Origin of the sequence: Candidatus Pelagibacter sp. HIMB123 (assembly GCF_052048195.1) — a bacterium.
Lineage (GTDB): Bacteria > Pseudomonadota > Alphaproteobacteria > Pelagibacterales > Pelagibacteraceae > Pelagibacter.
On sequence record NZ_JBNAIL010000020.1, the window covers coordinates 1 to 19,882 of the forward strand.

At 30.3% G+C, this 19,882-nt stretch carries 23 protein-coding genes; 11 read left to right on the forward strand and 12 right to left on the reverse strand.

Going from position 1 to position 19,882, the window contains the following annotated elements; all coding sequences use genetic code 11:
• Window positions 1-829 (forward strand): PQQ-dependent sugar dehydrogenase (locus ACTTBL_RS05120; protein ID WP_440643895.1); only part of this gene is annotated, 829 nt, incomplete at its 5' end.
• A 1-nt stretch (window position 830) separates the two neighbouring features.
• Window positions 831-1,814: an MBL fold metallo-hydrolase gene (locus ACTTBL_RS05125; RefSeq protein WP_440643896.1), complete on the forward strand. Its 984-nt coding sequence runs from the start codon at window positions 831-833 to the stop codon at window positions 1,812-1,814.
• On the opposite strand, the gene ACTTBL_RS05130 is transcribed toward ACTTBL_RS05125, so the two are convergent.
• The 10 genes from ACTTBL_RS05130 to hemC form a co-directional block, all read right to left on the reverse strand.
• A complete protein-coding gene (locus ACTTBL_RS05130; RefSeq protein ID WP_440643897.1) occupies window positions 1,809-2,735 on the reverse strand; it encodes an AEC family transporter in 927 nt (308 codons plus the stop codon). The two genes, ACTTBL_RS05125 and ACTTBL_RS05130, sit on opposite strands and share 6 nt — an antisense overlap.
• A 3-nt stretch (window positions 2,736-2,738) precedes the next feature.
• Window positions 2,739-3,530: a TauD/TfdA dioxygenase family protein gene (locus ACTTBL_RS05135; protein ID WP_440643898.1), complete on the reverse strand. Its 792-nt coding sequence runs from the start codon at window positions 3,528-3,530 to the stop codon at window positions 2,739-2,741.
• Entirely contained in the window at window positions 3,524-4,396 is an 873-nt protein-coding gene (locus tag ACTTBL_RS05140) for an alpha/beta hydrolase (protein WP_440643899.1), read from the reverse strand. Before ACTTBL_RS05140 ends, ACTTBL_RS05135 begins: the two co-directional genes overlap by 7 nt.
• Before the next feature lie 11 nt (window positions 4,397-4,407).
• Entirely contained in the window at window positions 4,408-4,683 is a 276-nt protein-coding gene (locus ACTTBL_RS05145) for an SHOCT domain-containing protein (protein WP_440643900.1), read from the reverse strand.
• A gap of 3 nt (window positions 4,684-4,686) precedes the next feature.
• Window positions 4,687-4,890, reverse strand: coding sequence for a hypothetical protein (locus ACTTBL_RS05150; RefSeq protein WP_440643901.1), 204 nt, complete (start codon window positions 4,888-4,890; stop codon window positions 4,687-4,689).
• A gap of 38 nt (window positions 4,891-4,928) precedes the next feature.
• A complete protein-coding gene (locus ACTTBL_RS05155; protein WP_440643902.1) occupies window positions 4,929-5,774 on the reverse strand; it encodes a bifunctional 5,10-methylenetetrahydrofolate dehydrogenase/5,10-methenyltetrahydrofolate cyclohydrolase in 846 nt (281 codons plus the stop codon).
• A gap of 9 nt (window positions 5,775-5,783) precedes the next feature.
• Window positions 5,784-6,074, reverse strand: a complete 291-nt coding sequence (locus ACTTBL_RS05160; protein WP_023854572.1) for a YggT family protein — start codon at window positions 6,072-6,074, stop codon at window positions 5,784-5,786.
• The gene (locus tag ACTTBL_RS05165; RefSeq protein ID WP_440643903.1) at window positions 6,071-7,156 is read right to left on the reverse strand and encodes a mechanosensitive ion channel family protein; all 1,086 of its coding nucleotides are present in this window, start codon (window positions 7,154-7,156) and stop codon (window positions 6,071-6,073) included. The genes ACTTBL_RS05160 and ACTTBL_RS05165 overlap by 4 nt, the downstream gene beginning before the upstream one ends.
• A gap of 2 nt (window positions 7,157-7,158) precedes the next feature.
• The gene (locus ACTTBL_RS05170) at window positions 7,159-7,815 is read right to left on the reverse strand and encodes a uroporphyrinogen-III synthase (RefSeq protein ID WP_440643904.1); all 657 of its coding nucleotides are present in this window, start codon (window positions 7,813-7,815) and stop codon (window positions 7,159-7,161) included.
• Between the two features lie 43 nt (window positions 7,816-7,858).
• On the reverse strand, window positions 7,859-8,776 hold the full coding sequence (gene hemC, locus ACTTBL_RS05175) for a hydroxymethylbilane synthase (protein ID WP_440643905.1): 918 nt from the start codon (window positions 8,774-8,776) through the stop codon (window positions 7,859-7,861).
• Window positions 8,777-8,830: 54 nt separating this feature from the next.
• Here hemC and tsaD point away from each other — a divergent pair, with 54 nt between their 5' ends.
• Genes tsaD through acs form a run of 3 tightly spaced genes read left to right on the forward strand, consistent with a single transcriptional unit; the run spans window position 8,831 to window position 12,429 of the window.
• Window positions 8,831-9,904 (forward strand): tRNA (adenosine(37)-N6)-threonylcarbamoyltransferase complex transferase subunit TsaD, encoded by a 1,074-nt coding sequence (tsaD, locus tag ACTTBL_RS05180; RefSeq protein ID WP_440643906.1) that lies wholly within the window; start codon window positions 8,831-8,833, stop codon window positions 9,902-9,904.
• Complete coding sequence (locus ACTTBL_RS05185; protein ID WP_440643907.1) at window positions 9,904-10,317, forward strand: EVE domain-containing protein; 414 nt, start codon at window positions 9,904-9,906, stop codon at window positions 10,315-10,317. The genes tsaD and ACTTBL_RS05185 overlap by 1 nt, the downstream gene beginning before the upstream one ends.
• A 15-nt stretch (window positions 10,318-10,332) precedes the next feature.
• On the forward strand, window positions 10,333-12,429 hold the full coding sequence (gene acs, locus ACTTBL_RS05190) for an acetate--CoA ligase (protein ID WP_440643908.1): 2,097 nt from the start codon (window positions 10,333-10,335) through the stop codon (window positions 12,427-12,429).
• On the opposite strand, the gene ACTTBL_RS05195 is transcribed toward acs, so the two are convergent.
• Entirely contained in the window at window positions 12,426-13,049 is a 624-nt protein-coding gene (locus ACTTBL_RS05195; protein ID WP_440643909.1) for an esterase, read from the reverse strand. The genes acs and ACTTBL_RS05195 overlap by 4 nt on opposite strands.
• Before the next feature lie 135 nt (window positions 13,050-13,184).
• On the opposite strand from ACTTBL_RS05195, the gene ACTTBL_RS05200 reads away from it, so the two are divergent.
• The 6 genes from ACTTBL_RS05200 (at window position 13,185) to purH (ending at window position 19,540) form a co-directional block, all read left to right on the forward strand.
• Complete coding sequence (locus ACTTBL_RS05200) at window positions 13,185-13,445, forward strand: DUF4212 domain-containing protein (protein ID WP_440643910.1); 261 nt, start codon at window positions 13,185-13,187, stop codon at window positions 13,443-13,445.
• Window positions 13,445-15,259 carry a sodium:solute symporter family protein gene (locus ACTTBL_RS05205; RefSeq protein WP_440643911.1) on the forward strand — a complete coding sequence of 605 codons (1,815 nt, stop codon included), beginning with the start codon at window positions 13,445-13,447 and terminating at the stop codon, window positions 15,257-15,259. The genes ACTTBL_RS05200 and ACTTBL_RS05205 overlap by 1 nt, the downstream gene beginning before the upstream one ends.
• Window positions 15,260-15,327: 68 nt before the next feature.
• Entirely contained in the window at window positions 15,328-15,678 is a 351-nt protein-coding gene (locus tag ACTTBL_RS05210; protein WP_072090963.1) for a hypothetical protein, read from the forward strand.
• Between the two features lie 34 nt (window positions 15,679-15,712).
• Window positions 15,713-16,372, forward strand: coding sequence for a ribulose-phosphate 3-epimerase (rpe, locus tag ACTTBL_RS05215; RefSeq protein ID WP_440643912.1), 660 nt, complete (start codon window positions 15,713-15,715; stop codon window positions 16,370-16,372).
• 4 nt (window positions 16,373-16,376) lie between these two features.
• The gene (locus tag ACTTBL_RS05220; protein WP_440643913.1) at window positions 16,377-18,002 is read left to right on the forward strand and encodes a heparinase II/III family protein; all 1,626 of its coding nucleotides are present in this window, start codon (window positions 16,377-16,379) and stop codon (window positions 18,000-18,002) included.
• Window positions 18,002-19,540 carry a bifunctional phosphoribosylaminoimidazolecarboxamide formyltransferase/IMP cyclohydrolase gene (purH, locus tag ACTTBL_RS05225; protein WP_440643914.1) on the forward strand — a complete coding sequence of 513 codons (1,539 nt, stop codon included), beginning with the start codon at window positions 18,002-18,004 and terminating at the stop codon, window positions 19,538-19,540. Before ACTTBL_RS05220 ends, purH begins: the two co-directional genes overlap by 1 nt.
• Here the strand turns inward: purH and ACTTBL_RS05230 are convergent.
• Window positions 19,530-19,874 (reverse strand): 4a-hydroxytetrahydrobiopterin dehydratase, encoded by a 345-nt coding sequence (locus tag ACTTBL_RS05230; protein ID WP_440643915.1) that lies wholly within the window; start codon window positions 19,872-19,874, stop codon window positions 19,530-19,532. The two genes, purH and ACTTBL_RS05230, sit on opposite strands and share 11 nt — an antisense overlap.
• Window positions 19,875-19,882: the final 8 nt, after the last annotated feature.

Sequence of the window (19,882 nt, forward strand, 5' to 3'; positions counted from 1 at the left end):
TTTATTAGATATTATTTACAAAGATAATTACTTATGGATTTCTTATTCAGAAAATAGAGGAGACTGGAAAACTAGTACATCAATTGCAAAAGCTAAATTAAATAAAAAAAATTTAGATTTCAAAAATATATTTCAAGCTGAACCACCAATAGAATCTGGTTATCATTTCGGTTCAAGACTGGCTATAAAAGACAATTATCTTTTTGCATCTGCTGGTGAAAGAGGTGGTGGTATGATTGCTCAAGATCCGACTAGCCATCCTGGAAGTATTATCAGAATTTATTTAGATGGTAGTATTCCAGAAGATAACCCTAAGTTTGATGGTAAATCAGATTGGTTACCAGAAATTTATCAAATTGGTGTTCGTAATCCTCAAGGTCTAACCTATTCCTCTTTTGATGGAAAAATTTATGCAAGCAACCATGGTGCAAAAGGTGGTGATTGGTTTGGTGAGATTAAAAAGGGAGAAAATTATGGTTGGAAAATTTTAGGTTGGGGTGGCACAAATTATTCAGGCTCAAAGATTGGACCTAAATGGAAACCAGGTTTTACTAAGGCAATCCAATACTGGGTACCTTCAATAGCTGCAAGTGCCATAACTATTTATAAGGGAAAAGAATTTAATGAATGGGATGGCGAAGCGCTCATTACTTCTTTAAAAGATAAATCAATGAGAAAATTAAACTTTAAAAATTCATCAAAGATTGAAGAAACAGTTATTTTCAAAGATAAAATTGGAAGAATAAGAGATATACAAGTTCACCCAGTTAATGGAAAAATATATTTTCTTGCGGGAAACAGTTTGTGGTTAATGGAGAAAAAAAAATAATATGAAAGAAAGACCTTATCATCATTTACCTGATGGTACTTTCAGGAATCCAAAAGGATCTCCAGTAATAATATCCAGATCAGGAAAATTTTCTTATAGAACTTTCAGTAAATTAAGAAAAAAAGTTGATTTATCTTATCCAAAAGAACATGTGATTGAAAAAGAAAAAGTATTAGCTGATTTAGAAAAATATAAAGATAATGATTATATTGCTTGGATAGGTCACGCGACATATCTTATAAAATTAGGTAGAACTACAATTATAACAGATCCTGTATTTTCAAAGAACGCTGGACCACTAATCTTTGGTCCAAAAAGATTTACTGATCCTGCAATAAAATTAAATGAGATACCTAAAACGGATATATTTTTACTTACTCATAATCATTATGATCATCAGGACATGTCAACAATTAGAAATTTTCCTTTCAAGAGTGCAAAAGTATTGACGCCATTAAACCTCGGTAAATATTTCAAAGGATATAAAGATGTAAATGAAATGGATTGGTATGATCAAATAATTATAAATGAGGATTTGAAAATTTCTTTACTTCCTGCAGTTCATTGGTCAAAGAGAAGTTTAACAGACACTAATAAAACTTTGTGGGGTAATTTTTTAATAGAACATAAAAATAAAAAAATTTTATTTGCATGTGACACTGGATATGGGGAAATCTACAAAGAACTAGGTGAAAAATATGGTCCTATAGATCTGACAATGATTAATATTGGGGCTTATAATTTCAAACCAATGTTTGATAAAACTATATATCATACTACGCCAGAGGAAGCCCTGAATGTTGCACAAGACCTAAAAAGTAAAAAAGTATTAGGAATGCATTGGGGAACATTTGTTTTGTCATTAGAGCCGATTATGGAACCCCCAATTAGATTTAAAGATAGTGCTGAAAAATATGGATTTGATAAAGAAGATGCAATTATTTTTAAAATTGGAGAAGTTAGTCCTCTAAATAAATTGTTATAGAGTTAAATACTTAATTGCAAAAAATATAGTCCCTATAGAAGCAAATGTAGAAACAAAAATTGCTTTAATTATATTTTCGGGACTTACATTATAAGCGGCACATAAAACTATAGAAGTAACTCCGCAAGGTGCAACACTCACAAAGAAAGCACCTGGTATCTCAGCTGGCAATCCTGCATTAAAAAACACTAATCCAATTAACAATAAAATTATCGGGGAAATAACTAATTTTAAAACTGAAATAGATACGGATAATTTGTTAATTACATTTTTAGTATAAAATGAAAGAGTTATACCAATTGCAAACAATCCAACTGGCGAAACACATGCTGCAAGTTTAGACAAAGTGTATTCGATCGGAGTTTGATAAATATTAAAATTTAATAATAAAAATAATAGACCTATAATTATTGAAAGAATAAATGGGTTTAAAAATAAATTTTTAATAAAATTAAATAAATTTACGTTTTTTTTTGTAGATAATTCGAGGAAAAAAGCGATTACAGATAATAAAATTATCCCATCCATTAATATAATACTTGCAACTTGTGTAATTACATTTTGTTGAAAATAAATTTCTGTTATTGGCAAAAGCAAAGTCACGTGGTTTGATAATGCAACTGTTAAAGCCCAAATAATTGACTCTGGGATTGATCTTTTAAAATATTTTGAAGTAATTAAGTAGGCGATAATTCCACATATCGATTGCATAATTAAATAAGAGAAAATTTGTTTGAAATCCACTTGTCCAATTTCATTTTGTGCTATTAGCTTAATTATCAACGCTGGGACTGCAATATAGAACAAGAAAAGATTTAAAATTTTAGCATGACTAAGGTCTAAGACTTTCAACTTACCAAATACAAACCCTAAAAAAGTAATAAATATAAATGGAGTAAGTCCTAAAAAAATTGTGAACATAAATTATTTAATTGTTATTCTATGCATAATTCTATTTCCCTTGAAGGGTGTTGCCTGATGAAGCATAGATCTGTTATCCCATATAGCCAATTGATTTTTTTCCCAAGGCAATGAAAACTGAAACTTCTTCTTAATTTGATGATTAAATAAAAATTTTTTTAACTTTTCTTGATTTTTTATCTTTGAACTAAAACCAACAAAATGTCCTGGGCTACAATAAATCGAATAATTTGTGCCGATTTTTCTAATTATTTTATGTGAAGATTTAAGCTCTTTAATTTTTTTTCCTTTTTCTTTTACTCTTTCTTTTGTTGTAACCGAGATTGGACCCTCAGAGGAATATTTACCTTTAATATTTTTAAATTTTCTTTTTATTGGACTTGGTAATTCTTTATAAGCAAGATATTGAGAACAAAATTCTGTATTAGCTTTTCCCTTTTTTGGCACAAGTTTAGAAAGCAACATTGTAAATCTTGGTGGTTTTTTTGTATAAATCGAGTCTGTATGAAATTGTTCACCAAAACTTGGTCCTTTATCAGTTGATTTTCTTTGCACCACAGTAATTTGAGGAAATTTTTTATTTAAACCTTTCAGTCTTGGATAGTTGGCTAATTTTCCAAAATATTTCGCAAACTGAATATAAAATTTAGAGGTTAATTCTTGTTGTTTAAAATACAACATTCCATATTTATTCAGTGCTTTCTTAATTTTTAAAATATCTTTATGCGTAATATCTTTTAAATTTACAATTATTTCAGCTCCAATATTTTTTTTATTTGGAATTATTTTTAACATTTTTTAAAAAAAANTTTTTTTAAGTGATTAATCGTTTGTTTAGGACTCTCCTCTGGAATGAAATGATCTGAATTAATTTCTGCTCCATAAACTTTTTTGTTTGTGTATTTTTGCCAAATTTTAACTGATTTGAATTGCGTTCCAACAACTCCCTTTTTACCCCACAAAACTTGTATAGGAATGTTTAATTTTTTTTTTCTGTCTTTTTTGTCATGCTCTAAATCTATAGTAGCCGCAGCCCTATAATCCTCACAAGTTGCATGAATTCTTTTTTTTTGTTTAAAGGCTCTAAAATATTCATCTTCAACTTTTCCAATCGCACGTTTTGATGACCTATTAAAACGACTTTTTAACCATCTTTTAGGATCTGCCATTATCATTTTCTCTGGTAAAGGTGCTGGCTGTATTAAATAAAACCAGTGAAAATATCCTTTTGCAAATTTCATATCAGTATGCTCGTACATATCTAGAGTTGGACAAATATCTAATACACTTAAAGCCATAATCTTATTTCTATAATCTCTTGCCATTCTATGTGCAACTCTCCCGCCTCTATCATGTCCTGCAACAAAAAATTTTTTAAAATTTAATTTACTCATCAATTGAACCATATCTTTAGCCATTTCTCTTTTAGAATAATTTTTATGATTAGTACCACCAGGTAAAACCAAACTATCTCCATATCCTCTAAGGTCAGCAACTATTACAGTGAAATATTTACTAAGCTCTGGGGCAGTCTTGTGCCACATCACATGTGTTTGGGGATATCCATGAAGTAATAATAAGGGGGGACCGTTACCTTTAAATCTACAAAAAATTTTACCCTTGCTTACTTTAACAAATTTTTTTTTAAAACCATTAAACATGATTAAACTATTTAATTATTTAATAGTTTATTTTTCGCCTTTTCAAATTCCTCTTGAGAAATAATTCCTTTTTCTTTTAAATCATTCAATTTAGTAAGTTCATCACTTAAATTGCTGCTTTGTTCATCAGAAGTTTCGCTTGTCTCCCTACCCTCACTTTCAGCTTTCTCTTTCTCAGCTCTATTAGCTTCTTTAGATTTAAATCCATTCATAATTGCCATTCCACCTAAGTATAAAACATAAGCCATAATAGGAATGACCAATCCAAAAAAAATTATTTTTTCCATAATTTAATCTTCATCTTCTTCACGCCAGTTTTTTTCATACATTAAATATGCAGCGTATATTACTGATACTGTACCTACAATCATACCATAATCAAAACCAGTTTGCTTGTCATGCAAATACCAACCTAGCTGGGTTGCCCCAATAGGCGGAACAGTAAGAAGCAAAAAAATTATACCAAATCTGTACGGTCGCTTAGGTTTTTTCATCCTAATAAATTAACAGATTACAGCTTATGGTTTAATTATTAAATTTGCGATCTTTTGAAACAGTCGATCGTATTTTTAAGCAAACAAGCAATGGTCATTGGACCTACACCGCCAGGAACTGGAGTAAGTGCTTTTGCATTTTTTGAAACTTCATCAAAATGAACATCACCAACTATACCGTTATCAGTTTTATTTATACCAACATCAATAACAATAGCATCTTTCTTAACCCAATCTCCTCTAACAAGTTCGGGTATACCTACAGCTGCAACAATTATATCTGCCTCTAAACATTCAGCTTTTAAATCTTTAGTTTTTGAATGAGTTATAGTTACAGTACAATTTTCCTTTAAAAGAAGTTGTGTCATTGGTTTACCATTTAAATTTGATCTACCCACAACCACAGCTTTTTTACCACTTAAATTAGGTTCAATTTTTTTTATCAACAAATAACATCCAAGCGGAGTACAAGGTACCGAACTTTCATAACCAGATGAAAGATTGCCTACATTCATTGGATGAAATCCATCTACGTCTTTTGAGGGATCAATAGCTTCTATAACCTTCTGCTTATCAATGTGCTTAGGTAAAGGAAGTTGAACTAAAATTCCTGAAACAGTTTCGTCACTATTTAATTCTTGTATTTTTTCTAAAACAGTTTTTTCTTCAACTGAGTCTGGATATTTAATAACTTCAGATTTTAATCCTACCTCATTTGCTGACTTTTCTTTATTTCTTACATAAATCTGACTTGGTGTTAAATCACCAATCAGTATAACTGTTAAACCTGGAACTTTATTATGTTTTGATTTTAACTCTGCAACTTCTTCCTTTAACTCTGCTCTTAATTCTGCGGCTGCTTTTTTTCCGTCAATTAAAATCATATTTATCTCTTAAAAAATCATTGGTGCAATGTACAGCTTCATACACATTTCGATAAACCAAATCAATAAAAGAAGAATGATTGGAGAAATATCTAGTGAACCTAAATTTGGTAAAAAACGTCTAATTTTATTCAGGAAAGGCTCGGTTAATTTGTAACTCAACTCTAAAATTGCATACACAAACCTATTTTGAGTATTAAGAACGTTAAAAGCTATTAACCAACTTACAATAACATTGGCTATTACAACATAAGAATACAATTTTAAAATTTGTAAAACTAGATAAAAAATAGCTATCATTTTTTCTCAACGTAAATCGACTGACTTGGGAAAGCAAATGAAGCACCATTTTTTTCTACAATTTCTTTTATCGCAATTGCTAATCTTTCTTTTACATCAAGCCAATCATTCCAACTTCCTGTTTTTGTAAAGCATCTTACATACATATCTATTGAACTATCAGAAAATTTATCAACTCTTACCGCAACACCAATTGAGGTATTATAATCTTCGCTTGAATTAATATGACTTTCGATTTCATCTCTAATTTTTTTTAACTGATCTACCGTAGTGTCGTATTGAAGTGTAATAATCCAACTGATTAACCAATTTGAAGTTTCACTTACATTTACAACTGCGTTTTCGGCAAATTGAAAATTTGGAATAATAGCAAGAGATTTGTCAAACTTTCTAATTGTTGTTGATCTAAATCCAATCTTTTCTACTACACCTTCAATAATACCCTCGACAGATATCCAGTCTCCAATTTTAAATCTCTTTTCAACTAAAACTAAAATTCCTGATATTAAATTTTTGAATAAATCTTGTGCCCCTAATGCTACAGCAACACCAAACAATCCTAGACCTGCAATGATTGGACCTATTTTAATTCCCCACAATTCTAAAACTGCAGCTAAACCTAAAATAAAAATTAAAATTTTTAGTGATTTAATTATCCAGCCAATAAGTTCTCTTGTTAACAATTTGTCTAAACCACTAAGTATGTATGAGATTGGTTCTATGATTTGGTGAATTACCCAAAAAATTAAAATAGTGATCAACGTTCTATTAATTGTATCTACCACTTCTCTTCCTTCTAGTGAGAAAGTCATGTAGTAGCTTGCAATAAAAAATCCTAATACAATTGGTAAAAATCTTGCTGGACCTACAAGTGATTGAACAAAAGTATCATCTAATTTATTCGTTGTTCTTTTCGAGATAATTTCTAATTTTTTAATAACTAATTTGCTTATTAGGCCTCTAAAAATTAAGAATAGTAAAAATATTCCAATACCAATTAAGATTTGAAAAATATCAACACCAAGAATTCCTTTATTCCATACTGATAAAAATATTTCCGAAAAATTATTAATTAATTCCATTTTTAAATTTTATATAACAAAAACTCTTCTTCTCCAGGGTTAAAAAGAAAAATCTTTTTCCATTTGATTTCGTTCAGTATTGACGAGGTTTTTTCGCCTATACACATTAAATTTGTATTCATCCATAAATTTTCGGTTTGGTAAATCTTTATGAAATTTAAGAGACTTGACGCACTATTTTGAGAGTAAACATAGACCATATCAGGCATATTTAATTTTAATTCATTAACAAATTTCTCATCAAATTTTTGATTATGATCTACTCTGTAATTAATAATTCTTTTTACCTTAAAACCTTCGCTTAATAACTGTTGATCCAAATCAACCGATATTGTTTCACCACTAACGTAAAGTAATTCTTTCTTTTTGGACTCGTAACTTTGTATAATTAACTCTTTTAAGTTTGTAACATTTCCTTCAGCCGCAATTGTATTTTGAAAACCAAAACTTCTTGCTTTGTTTTCTGTAGCGTTTCCAACACAAAAGCATTTAATATTTTTATCTAATTTTACTGTGTTTAAAAATTTTACTGCATTTGCACTAGTAAAAACAATTCCACCATATTCAGAAAAGTTAATTTCTTCATAATTAACCTTTTCAATTCTTATTAATGGAAGATGAGAAACTTGATGTCCTAATGATTGAAATTTTAATATCATTTCAGAGCAATCCTCCAGCGGTCTAGTTAACAAAATATGCATATTATCTTTTATATGAATTATTTGATTTTGTTTTTAAAAGTATTCCAACTTCTTTACCAAGTTCTTTAAATTGATTCAAATTACCAACTTTTTTTGCATAAAACCTTTGTTTGCCATCTAAAGAAAAAAGTTCAGCCTCCACTATAATCTTATCCCCATCAACCACTGAATGAGCTCCAATTGCTGTTTCACAATCTCCATCTAAAATTTTTAGAATATTTCTCTCAAGGTGAGCTCTTTTATGTGTTTCCTCATGATTAATTTTGTTTAAAATAGAAATTGTATCGTCATCATTCTCCCTGCACTGAAGAGCAATTACGCCCTGTCCTGCGCTAGGAATTATTTCTTCAGCAGAAAAAATTTCAGAGATTTCATTTTCAAATTTTAAAAATTTGATACCTGCATAAGATAATATAATTGCATCATACAGTCCTTCATTTAATTTTCTAATTCTAGTATCTACATTTCCTCTAATTAGTTTGCAGTTTAAATCTTGTCTAATTTTTTTTATTTGAAATTCTCTTCTGTATGATGAGGTTCCAACAATTGACTTTTCATCTAAGTCTTTGAGTTTCTTTTTATCCTTTGTAATTAAAATTTCCCTAGGGTCATTTCTTTCAAGAAAGGAATCTGTTCTTAATCCTTCTGTCTCATTAGCAGGCATATCTTTCAGCGCATGAACTGCGATATCAATATTTTTTGACTGAAGTTCTTTTTCAATATTACTAGAAAATAAACCTTTGCCACCAACCTCAGATAATCTTATATCCTGTACTTCGTCGCCTTTAGTTGTAATTGATTTAATTAAAATATCTTCATTACCAAGGTCGGTATTTTCAATAATCTTATCTTTAGCTTGTTGAGCATAAAGTAAGGCAAGCTTGCTACCCCTAGATCCAATTATTATTTTTTTTCTCATAAAAAATTATTTCTTACTTGTATAAAGATTGTACAATTATTAAAAACTATTTGAATGAGCAAAAAACCCTTAATTCTTGGAATAGAGTCTAGTTGTGATGAAACAGCAGCTTCTTTAATAACTGAAAATGAAGAAGGTTTCCCAGTAGTTTTATCCAACATTGTTTCTAGCCAAGTGGAGGTTCATAGGGAGTTTGGTGGTGTAGTTCCTGAACTAGCAGCACGTTCACACATTGAAAAAATTGATTGGATTGTCAAAAAAGCTATTGATGAAAGTGGAAGAAAAATTGAGGAAATAGATGCGGTTGCTTCTACCGCTGGTCCTGGATTAATTGTTTGTTTATCAGTTGGGTTAAGTTTTGGTAAAGCTTTCGCAACAGCAACGAATAAACCTTTTATTGCTGTCAATCATTTAGAGGGACATGCTTTAAGTCCAAAACTAAATACAAATTTAAATTATCCTTATTTACTTCTTTTAATTTCAGGCGGGCACTCACAATATTTAAGTGTTCAAAACCTTGGTAAATATAAAAGATTAGGAACAACTATTGATGATGCATTAGGTGAGGCGTTTGACAAAACGGCAAAGCTTTTAGGAATAGAATTTCCAGGAGGACCTCAAATAGAAATTTTAGCTAAAAAAGGTGATCCAGAAAAATATGATTTACCAAAACCAATTTTCAGCAAAGGAGGATGCAATCTTTCTTTTGCAGGTCTAAAAACTGCCGTGTTGAAGATAAGCAAAAGAATTAAATCAGAACAAGATAAATATGATCTCGCAGCATCTTTTCAAAAAACAATTGAGGAAATTTTATATAAAAAAACAAAGATTGCTTTTACTGAATTTGAAAAAATAAATAAATTAAATGAAAAAATTTTCGTTGTTGCTGGAGGAGTTGCAGCAAATAAAAAAATTAGGTCTATGTTAATTAATCTATGTGAAGAAAATAATTATAAAAGTATTTTTCCACCTATAGAGTTTTGTGGAGATAATGCAGCAATGATTGCAATGGTAGGTTTGGAAAAATTTAAAATAAATCAATTTGATGATCTAGATTATCCAGCAAAACCTAGATGGCCTTTAGATGAAGATGCAGCTTTTCTCAAAGGTGCCGGAGTTCAATTGTAATGAAATATTGGTTGATGAAATCTGAACCAGATGTTTGGTCAATTGACCAACAAAAAAAAGCTGGAATTAAAGGTGCACCTTGGGATGGTGTCAGAAATTATCAAGCTGCAAAAAATTTAAAAAGTATGAGTAAAGGAGATCTATGTTTTTTTTATCATTCAAACATAGGAAAAGAGATAGTTGGAATAGTAAAAGTTATTAAAGAATCGTATATAGATAAAACAGACAAAACAGGAAGATTTGTTGCCGTTACTGTTCAATTTAAGTCTAAATTTTCAAAGCCTATAACGCTCGAAAGTATTAAAAAAAATAAGGATTTAAGCCATTTAGCTCTGATAAAGCAAAGTAGGCTTTCTGTAATGCCTGTTGATTATAAAAGCTGGAAAATTATAAATAACATGAGTAAGATTTAAAAAAAAAATTATCCTATGCCAAAAAAAAAGAAGAAGAAAAGCAAGGTAAGAAAAAAAAAGTCTAAGGTTAGAAAAAAAACCTCAAAAAAAGTGAAGAGAAGATCTAAAGTTAGAAAAAAATCTTCTAAAAAACCAAAAAAAAGAATTAAAGCAAAAAAAGAAAATGGAAATACACCTCCTGAAATTATTATTAAAACAAAACCTGAATGGGTTAAAAGTAGCTTAGCAAACAAAAGTAAATATCAGCAAAAATATTCTCAATCTATAAAGAGTAATGATGAATTTTGGAGAAAAGAAGGAAAACGAATTACTTGGATAAAACCTTATAAAAAAATCAAAGATGTAAAATACAGTACAAAAGAGGTAAAAATTAAATGGTTTGAAGATGGTACTTTAAATGCTTCAGCAAACTGTATTGATAGACATTTAAAAGATAAAAAAGATAAAACTGCTATTATTTGGGTGGGAGATGATCCGAAAGATAGTCAAAAAATTTCTTACAAACAACTTCACCAAAAAGTTTCAAAAGCAGCAAATGGTTTAAAAAAATTGGGAATTAAAAAAGGAGATCGAGTAACAATTTATTTAACAATGATACCGGAGTTAGCAATTTTAATGTTAGCTTGTGTAAGAATTGGTGCAGTCCATTCAATTATTTTTGGAGGTTTTTCAGCAGATTCTATTTCAGGAAGAGTTAATGATTGCGAGTCTGAATACATCATAACTGCTGATGAAGGCGTTAGAGGTGGAAAAATGATTCCTCTTAAAGATACTGTTGATGAAGCTCTAATGAGTTGTCCAAATGTCAAAAAATGTATTGTTGTCAAACGTACAGGCAACTATATCAACTGGGATCAAAGTAGAGATGTTTGGTACCATGATTTAATTAAAGGTGTTCCTAGTCACTGTGAACCAGAGGAAATGAACGCTGAAGATCCTTTGTTTATTTTATATACATCAGGTTCTACAGGTAAACCAAAAGGAGTTCTTCACACGACGGGTGGTTATATGGTTTACGCATCAATGACCCATCAATATATTTTTAATTATAAACCTAAAGATATTTATTGGTGTACAGCAGATATTGGATGGGTAACTGGACATAGTTATATTATTTATGGACCCCTAGCAAATGGTGCCACTACTATCATGTTTGAAGGAGTTCCAAATTATCCTGATAGTTCTAGATGGTGGCAAATAGTAGATAAATATAAAGTAAATACATTCTATACAGCTCCAACAGCAATAAGAGCTTTGATGCGTGAGGGAGATAAACCAGTTAAAAAAACTTCTAGAAAATCACTTAAGCTTTTAGGAACAGTGGGAGAACCCATAAATCCAGAGGCTTGGATGTGGTATTATAAAACTGTAGGTAATTCTAAATGCCCAATTGTAGATACTTGGTGGCAAACCGAAACAGGAGGGATAATGATTGCTCCTCAAACAGGGGCTATTCCTCTAAAACCTGGTTCTGCAACAAAACCTTTCTACGGAATTAAGCCTGTCCTTGTTGATAAAAACGGCAAAGAGATAAAAGGTGCGGGTGAAGGAAGACTTTGTATAGCCCAATCTTGGCCTGGCCAAATGAGAACAGTATATGGAGATCATCAAAGATTTATCGATACATATTTTTCTCAATTCAACGGAAAATATTTTACAGGTGATGGATGTAGAAGAGATAAAGACGGTTATTATTGGATCACAGGTCGTGTAGATGATGTAATTATTGTTTCAGGACACAACCTAGGAACCGCTGAAATTGAGAGTGCATTTGTTGCACATCCAAAAGTAGCGGAGGCCGCTGTAGTTGGTTACCCTCATGATATTAAAGGGAATGGTTTATATTGTTATGTTACTTTAAACGCTGGAGAAACCGAAACTGGTGAACTAGAGAGAGATCTTAAGCTTTGGGTAAGAAAACAAATAGGACCTCTAGCAACTCCAGATCTTATTCATTTCACTCCAGGACTTCCAAAAACAAGATCTGGAAAAATAATGAGAAGAATTCTAAGAAAAATTGCTGCAAATGAACATGGTCAACTAGGAGATACAACTACTCTAGCAGACCCGAGTGTTGTAGATAGTTTGGTTGAAAATAGAAAAAATATTTAAAACTGAATTAAATCATTAAACTCTTGTTTAATAACATCCCACTTTAAAATCATAGAGTTTAAAACAATCTTACGATCTAAAGTTTTTAATTCTTCTGCTATAGGAGCCCACTTATATAACGAAAGTGCACTAGGATTAAAAGGTAAGTCTTTATAATAAATTTCCCAATTAATTTTCTCCAATCTTTCATCAAAATTTTTTCTAGCTTCTTCGATAATATCTTGAGGCATATTGTTCGAAATTTCATCATCTAATATTTTATTAAAAATCTCTTTTGTTTTTTCTAATTCTTGAAAATTAAAATTTACCTTTAAATATGAAAATGTATAAAAAGTTAAGTCTTGTAATGAGACCGAATAAATATTCCATTTCGCAAGATTAACCGAAGACATAAACTCATCGTTATCAAAATGAAGAACATATCTCGTTCCCATACGAGTTTTTAAATAATTATATAAAGTAACTTGAGTGACCCAAGCAGATTTTGTTTGAATAAATTGTTCAAGGTCATCTAAATTTTTAATTTTTTTCTTTGGTATAAACGCCTTAAACATGGCAAACAAATATGTTTTAAAATCATCAAATTTTAAATCTTTCCAAGTTAATTTATATTTTGCCATGATTTTAATTGACTGCGCCAATTATATCTTAAAAAAGTAAGTAAATAAGTACCTAATATGATCAATTTTTAGGGTTTTCAAACCTCTCATAATGGTTATGGTTTTACCCAGTTATAACTAAATAGAGAGGTATAAATGTCAAATCAACAAAAACACTGGGAAAAAACCAGGTCATTGTTATTTATAACGTTGGCAATATGGTTTGTTTTCTCAATTGGCATCTTTCTCTTTGGAGCTGAAATGAACGAGGTCACAGGACCTTTCGGTTATCCATGGACATATTGGTTTACATGTCAGGGATCTCTTGGTGCTTTCGTAATCCTGATTTTCTGGTTTGCGAATAGACAAGAAAAAATCGATGAGGAGTTCGGCTTTAGCGAAAGAGAGGACGACTAATGATTAAAGGTAATTTTATAGACAACTTGCCTAGAGTTTACGGAATCTATACAGGAGGATTTATAGGTTTCATAATCATCATGGCAATTGCTGAACAGATGGGTATGTCTGCAAAAGCAATAGGTATTGCTTTCGTTGCATTTACTGTATTCATCTATGCATTAATTGGTTACCTATCACGTACAGCCCAAGCAGATGCGTATTACGTAGCTGGAAGGCAAGTACCAACGGTCTTCAACGGAATGGCGACTGCAGCAGACTGGATGTCTGGGGCTTCATTCGTTGCAATGGCAGGTGGTATTTACTTTCAAGGTTATGGATATATGGCACTACTTGTAGGTTGGACTGGTGGTTACGTGCTTGTTGCATCTTTATTAGCACCATACTTAAGAAAATTTGGCTGTTATACAGTTCCAGATTTTATAGGTACTAGATACGGTGGTAATTTAGCTAGATTTAGCGCAGTGGTAGTTTTAACTGTTGCTTCATTTACTTATGTGACTGCACAAATTAACGCTACAGGTACTATTGCATCTGTTGCACTTGATATCCCATTCCAATACGCAGTTTATATTGGACTAATAAGTATTTTATTATGTTCAATGTTAGGTGGTATGAGAGGGGTAACTTGGACACAAGTTGCACAATATATTGTACTAATTATAGCTTACTTACTTCCAGTATTCTGGATCAGTAACAAAATGGGTGCAGGTTTCTTTCCTCACTTTATGTTAGCTGATGAAGTAGCTAGAATTGGTGAGTTAGAGCAACAGTATGGGTTTGTTAAAAACGCTGCTGCTGATCTAAAATCAGTACCTAAAGGCTTAGCAGGAATAACTAAAGCTCACTCTGCAGTTAACGCTACACCTTGGGCATTTATTTCATTAGCATTAGCGATGATGATGGGAACAGCTTCATTACCGCACGTTATGATGAGATACTTTACTACTCCAAGTGTAAAAGCAGCTAGAAAATCAGTAGGTTGGTCATTATTCTTTATCTTCCTACTTTACTCTTCTGCTCCAATGTTAGCTACACTATCTAAGTTGTCATTGATCGATCCGAATTTACCAACTGGTATTATCGGTAAAACATTTGCAGAAGTGGAAGCGATAGATTGGTACCAAAACTGGAACCAAGCAAACCTAATGTTTATCAGCGACTTTAACGGAAATGGAACTCTAGAATTAAATGAGTTCTTCATGGGTGGTAAAGCCGTTGTATTAGCAACTCCAGAGATAGCTGGATTACCTTATGTAATTTCAGGTTTAGTTGCTGCTGGAGGTATGGCAGCTGCCATGTCTACTGCAGATGGTTTGATTCTAGCGATTGCAAACGCTATATCACATGATGTTTACTATAAAATCATTGATCCAAAAGCGGAAACTGCAAAAAGACTAGTTGTTGCAAGGGTATTACTTGTGGTAATTGGTTTTGCTGGAGCAACTATTGCAGCAATGGAGATTCAAGGAATCTTAGGTTCAGTTATTTGGGCTTTTGATTTTGCGATGTCTGGATTGTTCTTCCCACTTGTACTTGGTGTATGGTGGAAGAGAGCTAATAGACAAGGTGCGATTGCTGGTATGCTAGGTGGTCTAATCGCCGGTGCTTGGTACTTAGTTTGGGTACGAACTGGTGGAAGCGGATTCCTAGGAATTACACAGTTAACATTTGGTATCTTCGGATCAGCTGTTAGTTTAGTTTTAATGGTAGTAGTTAGTTTAATGACTGCAGAACCAGATAAAGCTACTCAAAAAATGGTTGATGAAGTACGTGTACCAAGTGGTAAAACAATTCTTGGTAAATCACACTAAATAATCTTTTAAAGGGGCGATTAATTTCGCCCCTTTTATTTAAATACATTTTCCAATATAAATTTTAAATGTCAGCAAATTTTCATCCTTTGATATATTTTATAGATTATTTGCTCGGGATCATCATGTGGACTCTTATTGGAAGAGTAGCGATGAATATTTTTCAAAGAGAAGACTCACAATTCTTTTTCATGAGAGTATTTGTAAAATACACCAATCCTCTAATAAAATTATTTAAACCAATAACACCATCATTTATTATTGGGCCACTGGTGCCTCTATACGTTGCTTGGTTCTTTTACATGATCAGATTTTATCTGATGCCTTGGATCTTAGGTTATTCAGTGATGGGAATGTTATCATTTCCTTTAGAGAGTGAAATTTCTAGACAAATTTATCAATTTTTTAATTCATTTTAATTTTTAAAATTGATACTAGTTAATCTAGCAATCAATGAAAAATATACAAATTTCTCCATCAATTTTATCAGCTGACTTCAGTCAGTTAGGGTCAGAAATAAAAAGACTTGAAGAAGGTGGGGCTGATATGATTCATGTGGATGTGATGGATGGTCATTTTGTTCCTAATTTAACAATAGGACCTCCAGTAATTAAAGCTCTTCGAAAACATTGTTCATTAAAATTTGATGTTCATTTAATGATTTCACCAGTGCATAAATATATAGATGCTTATGCTGATGCAGGAGCAGATATTATTACTATTCATCCTGAGGCAACTGATAATTTAGAAAATTCAATTAAAAAAATAAAAGAAAAAAATAAAAAAGTTGGAGTTTCGCTTAATCCTGAAACTAAAATTGATTTAATATTAGATTTATTAGATCAAATAGATTTAGTGTTAATTATGAGTGTAAATCCTGGATTTGGCGGCCAAAAATTTATGCCAGAAGTTTTATATAAAATCAAAGAATTAAAAAAAATAAGAGAGCAAAAAAATTTAGATTTTGACATAGAGATTGATGGTGGAATCAATTTTGATAACTGCAAAAGTGCAATTGATGCTGGTGCAAACATTCTTGTCTCCGGTACTACGGTGTTCAAAAGTAATGATGGAGATATAAAGAAAAATATTAATTTATTAAAATTAAAATAAGTTAATGATTAATACAAATTCCTTAGGCATTTTAGGTCAATTTTATTTTAATGTAAGAGATAGCTTTAAATCAATTTATCAAAATTCAAATTTTTACGAAAAAAAAATATCAAAAACTTTTTTAAATAGTTTTGAATATAAACCTAGTCCTCATTTACTTTCATCTATAATTAAATACCAAAGTAAAAAATATAAAATTGAGGATTTTGCTATCGAGTCAATTTGGCAAAACAAATTAAGTCCTAAGGATTACGAAAAATTAAATAATTTTTTTTGGTTTTTTAGTTTAGATTTAAAATCCTCCAAAAAGACTACACAAACAGTTATAAAAAATTGGATTTCAAATAACAGTAAATATCAAAAAAGAAGTTGGGAATTTGATTTGACAGCAAAAAGAATTATTTCATGGTTATCAAATCATCAACTTACTTACGAAGATAGTGACCAAGAATATAAATCTACTTTTGATCATATGATTCAAAAACAAACTAATCATTTGTTAAATGAAATCAAAAACTCAAAAGAGGTAGAAAATAAAATGATTGGATGCGCTGCAATCATTTTAACTGGATTAGCTTACAAAAATGAAAAACAATATCTTTTAAATGGATTAAATTTATTAAAAAATATCATTAAATTCTCAATTGATAATCAAGGCTTTCCAAAATCAAGAAATATTCGACAACTTATATTTTATTTAAAATACTTTATAATTATTAGAGAATGGTTTAAAGAATCTCAGAGCTTAATTCCTGAATATATTGATGAGACTATTTATTATTTAGGTTCAAGTTACGCTTTCATTTGGCAAAATATAAAGCAGGATATTTTTTTTAATGGTAATTTTTCTTCTGAAAATAGAGAATTTGATCAATATTTAAAAAGGTTTGGTTATACTTTCAAAAACCAAATTAATGAACTTGGTGGATACGCAATTCTTAAAAATAAAAAAATAATTCTTGCAACTGATATTGGTTCTAGTCCTAATAAAACTTTTTCCGAAGACTACCAAGCAGGTGCTTTATCATTTGAAATATTTTCAAATGAAAAAAAATTAATTTCAAATGCTGGTTATTACTCAGATAAAAATAATAAATTTAATAAATTATCAAAAAGTACTTCTCTTCATTGTGCTTTAACAATTGAAGATTATTCTTCTTGTAATTTTGCTAAGCATCAAAAAGGTTTAGTCATTGATAGAGGGCTGAAAGTATCAAAAAAAAATGTAGTTTTTGAAAATAATTATTGGAAAGTATCAGGTACACATGATGGATATTTAATTAAGTTTGGAACAAATTATGAGAGAGAGATTGAGTTTTATCCAGAGCAAATGAAATTTATTGGTTATGATAAGTTATTTAGAAAAACACCTAATAAGGAAATTAAATTTGATATTAGATTTCATCTCAATCCAAGCTCAAAAGTGATGAAAACTCAAGATAACAAATCTATACTAATCGAATTAGATGAGGAAGGTTGGAAGTTTAGTTGTGATAACTTTGATATTAATATTGATAATGGTTTATATTTCGGTAATAAAAATTCATATAAAGAAAACCAAAATATTTTTATCTCAGGAATAAATAATGAAAAAGAGCAAATAATAAAGTGGGAGATCAATAAATTATAATGAAGAAAAAAATCAAGACGGCTCTTATTTCTGTGTCTGATAAAAGTAACTTAAAACCGTTATTAAATATTTTAAAAAAAAATAAAATTAAAATAATTAGCTCTGGTGGTACATATAAAGAAATTAAAAGATTAAAATTTAACTGTTTAGAAGTGTCTGATTTTACCAATTCACCTGAAATTTTAGAGGGTAGAGTAAAAACTCTTCATCCAAAAATCCATGCAGGGATCTTAAATAAAAGAGAGAAAAAATCTCACTTAAAAGATCTAAAAAATAATGGTTTTGAGAATATTGATTTGGTTGTTGTTAATTTTTATCCATTTGAGAACACTCTTAAAAAAACAAAAAACCATAAAAAAATTATAGAAAATATTGATGTAGGTGGTCCCACAATGGTTAGGTCCGCAGCTAAAAACTATAATGATGTGACTGTAATAACTTCCTCAGATCAGTATTTGGAATTAATTGAAGAATTAAAAAGGTTCAAAGGATCCACTTCCTTAAGTTTTAGAGAAAAGCTATCAAGTATAGCTTTTTCAGAAACAGCTTATTATGACTCTGTTATTTCAGACTATTTCAATAAAAAAACAAACACTATTTTCCCTAAGAAAAAAATTTTGCATGGAAATCTTACAGAACAACTTAGATACGGAGAAAATCCTCATCAACAAAGTGCAATCTATTCAAATAGTTCGAATACATATTTAAAACAAATTCATGGAAAACAACTAAGTTATAATAATTACAATGACATATTTAGTGCTCTAACTATTTCAAGATCTTTACCAAAAGGTAAAGGAACAGTCATAGTTAAACATGCAAATCCATGTGGAGTTTCTACTAAAAATGATCATTTAGAGAGTTATAAATCTGCTCTTTCTTGTGATCCCGTTAGTGCTTTTGGTGGAATTGTTTCTTGTAATTTTAAAATTACTAAAAATTTAGCTTTAGAACTAAATAAATTATTTTTAGAAGTGATTATTGCAAATGGATTTGAAGGTAGCGCTATCAAAATATTAAAAGCTAAAAAAAACTTAAGGTTAATTGACGGAACAAATTATACATCAGAAGAACTTCTTAAATTTGTATCATTCAACCAAAATATAATGATACAGTCAGAAGATTTAAATTTATTTTCAACCAAAAATTTTAAAATCGTCTCAAAACGAAAACCAACATCAAAACAACTTAAAGATCTTATTTTTGCTTTCAATGTATGCAGATATGTCAAATCAAACGCAATAGTCTTAGCATCAAACGAAACAACCGTTGGTATTGGTTCTGGTCAACCAAGTAGATTGGATAGTTGTCAAATAGCAATAAATAAAATGAAAAAATTTAATCTTCAGAACGATAACTTAGTTGCTGCATCAGATGCATTCTTTCCTTTTGTGGATGGTATTGAAAAATTAGTTCAATCTGGTGTTCGAGCAGTAATTCAGCCATCTGGATCAATAAGAGATAAAGAAATAATTAACTTTGCAAATGAAACTGATACCGTGCTTGTTTTTTCAAAGACAAGACACTTTAGGCATTAGATATTTGATCTATTTTTGCAGCAAGAATAAAATCACTCTCTGCTAGACCTTTAATTGCATGTGTGAATATTTTAATTCTAGCATAACCCCATCCAAACCATAGATCTGGGTGATGACCCTCAGACTCAGCTATTTCTCCAACTTTATTTACAAATTCCTGACTTTTTAAAAAGTTATCAAATTTAAAACTTTTTATTAAATGAAAACCATCAATTTTATCCTCTAAAACTTCCCAACCATCAACTTTTTTTAAATATTTATGTATTTCGTCAGCATTAAAAGGAGGAATATTTCCTTCACATGGTACGCACTTTTTATTTGCTAAATCACTCATAATTTTTT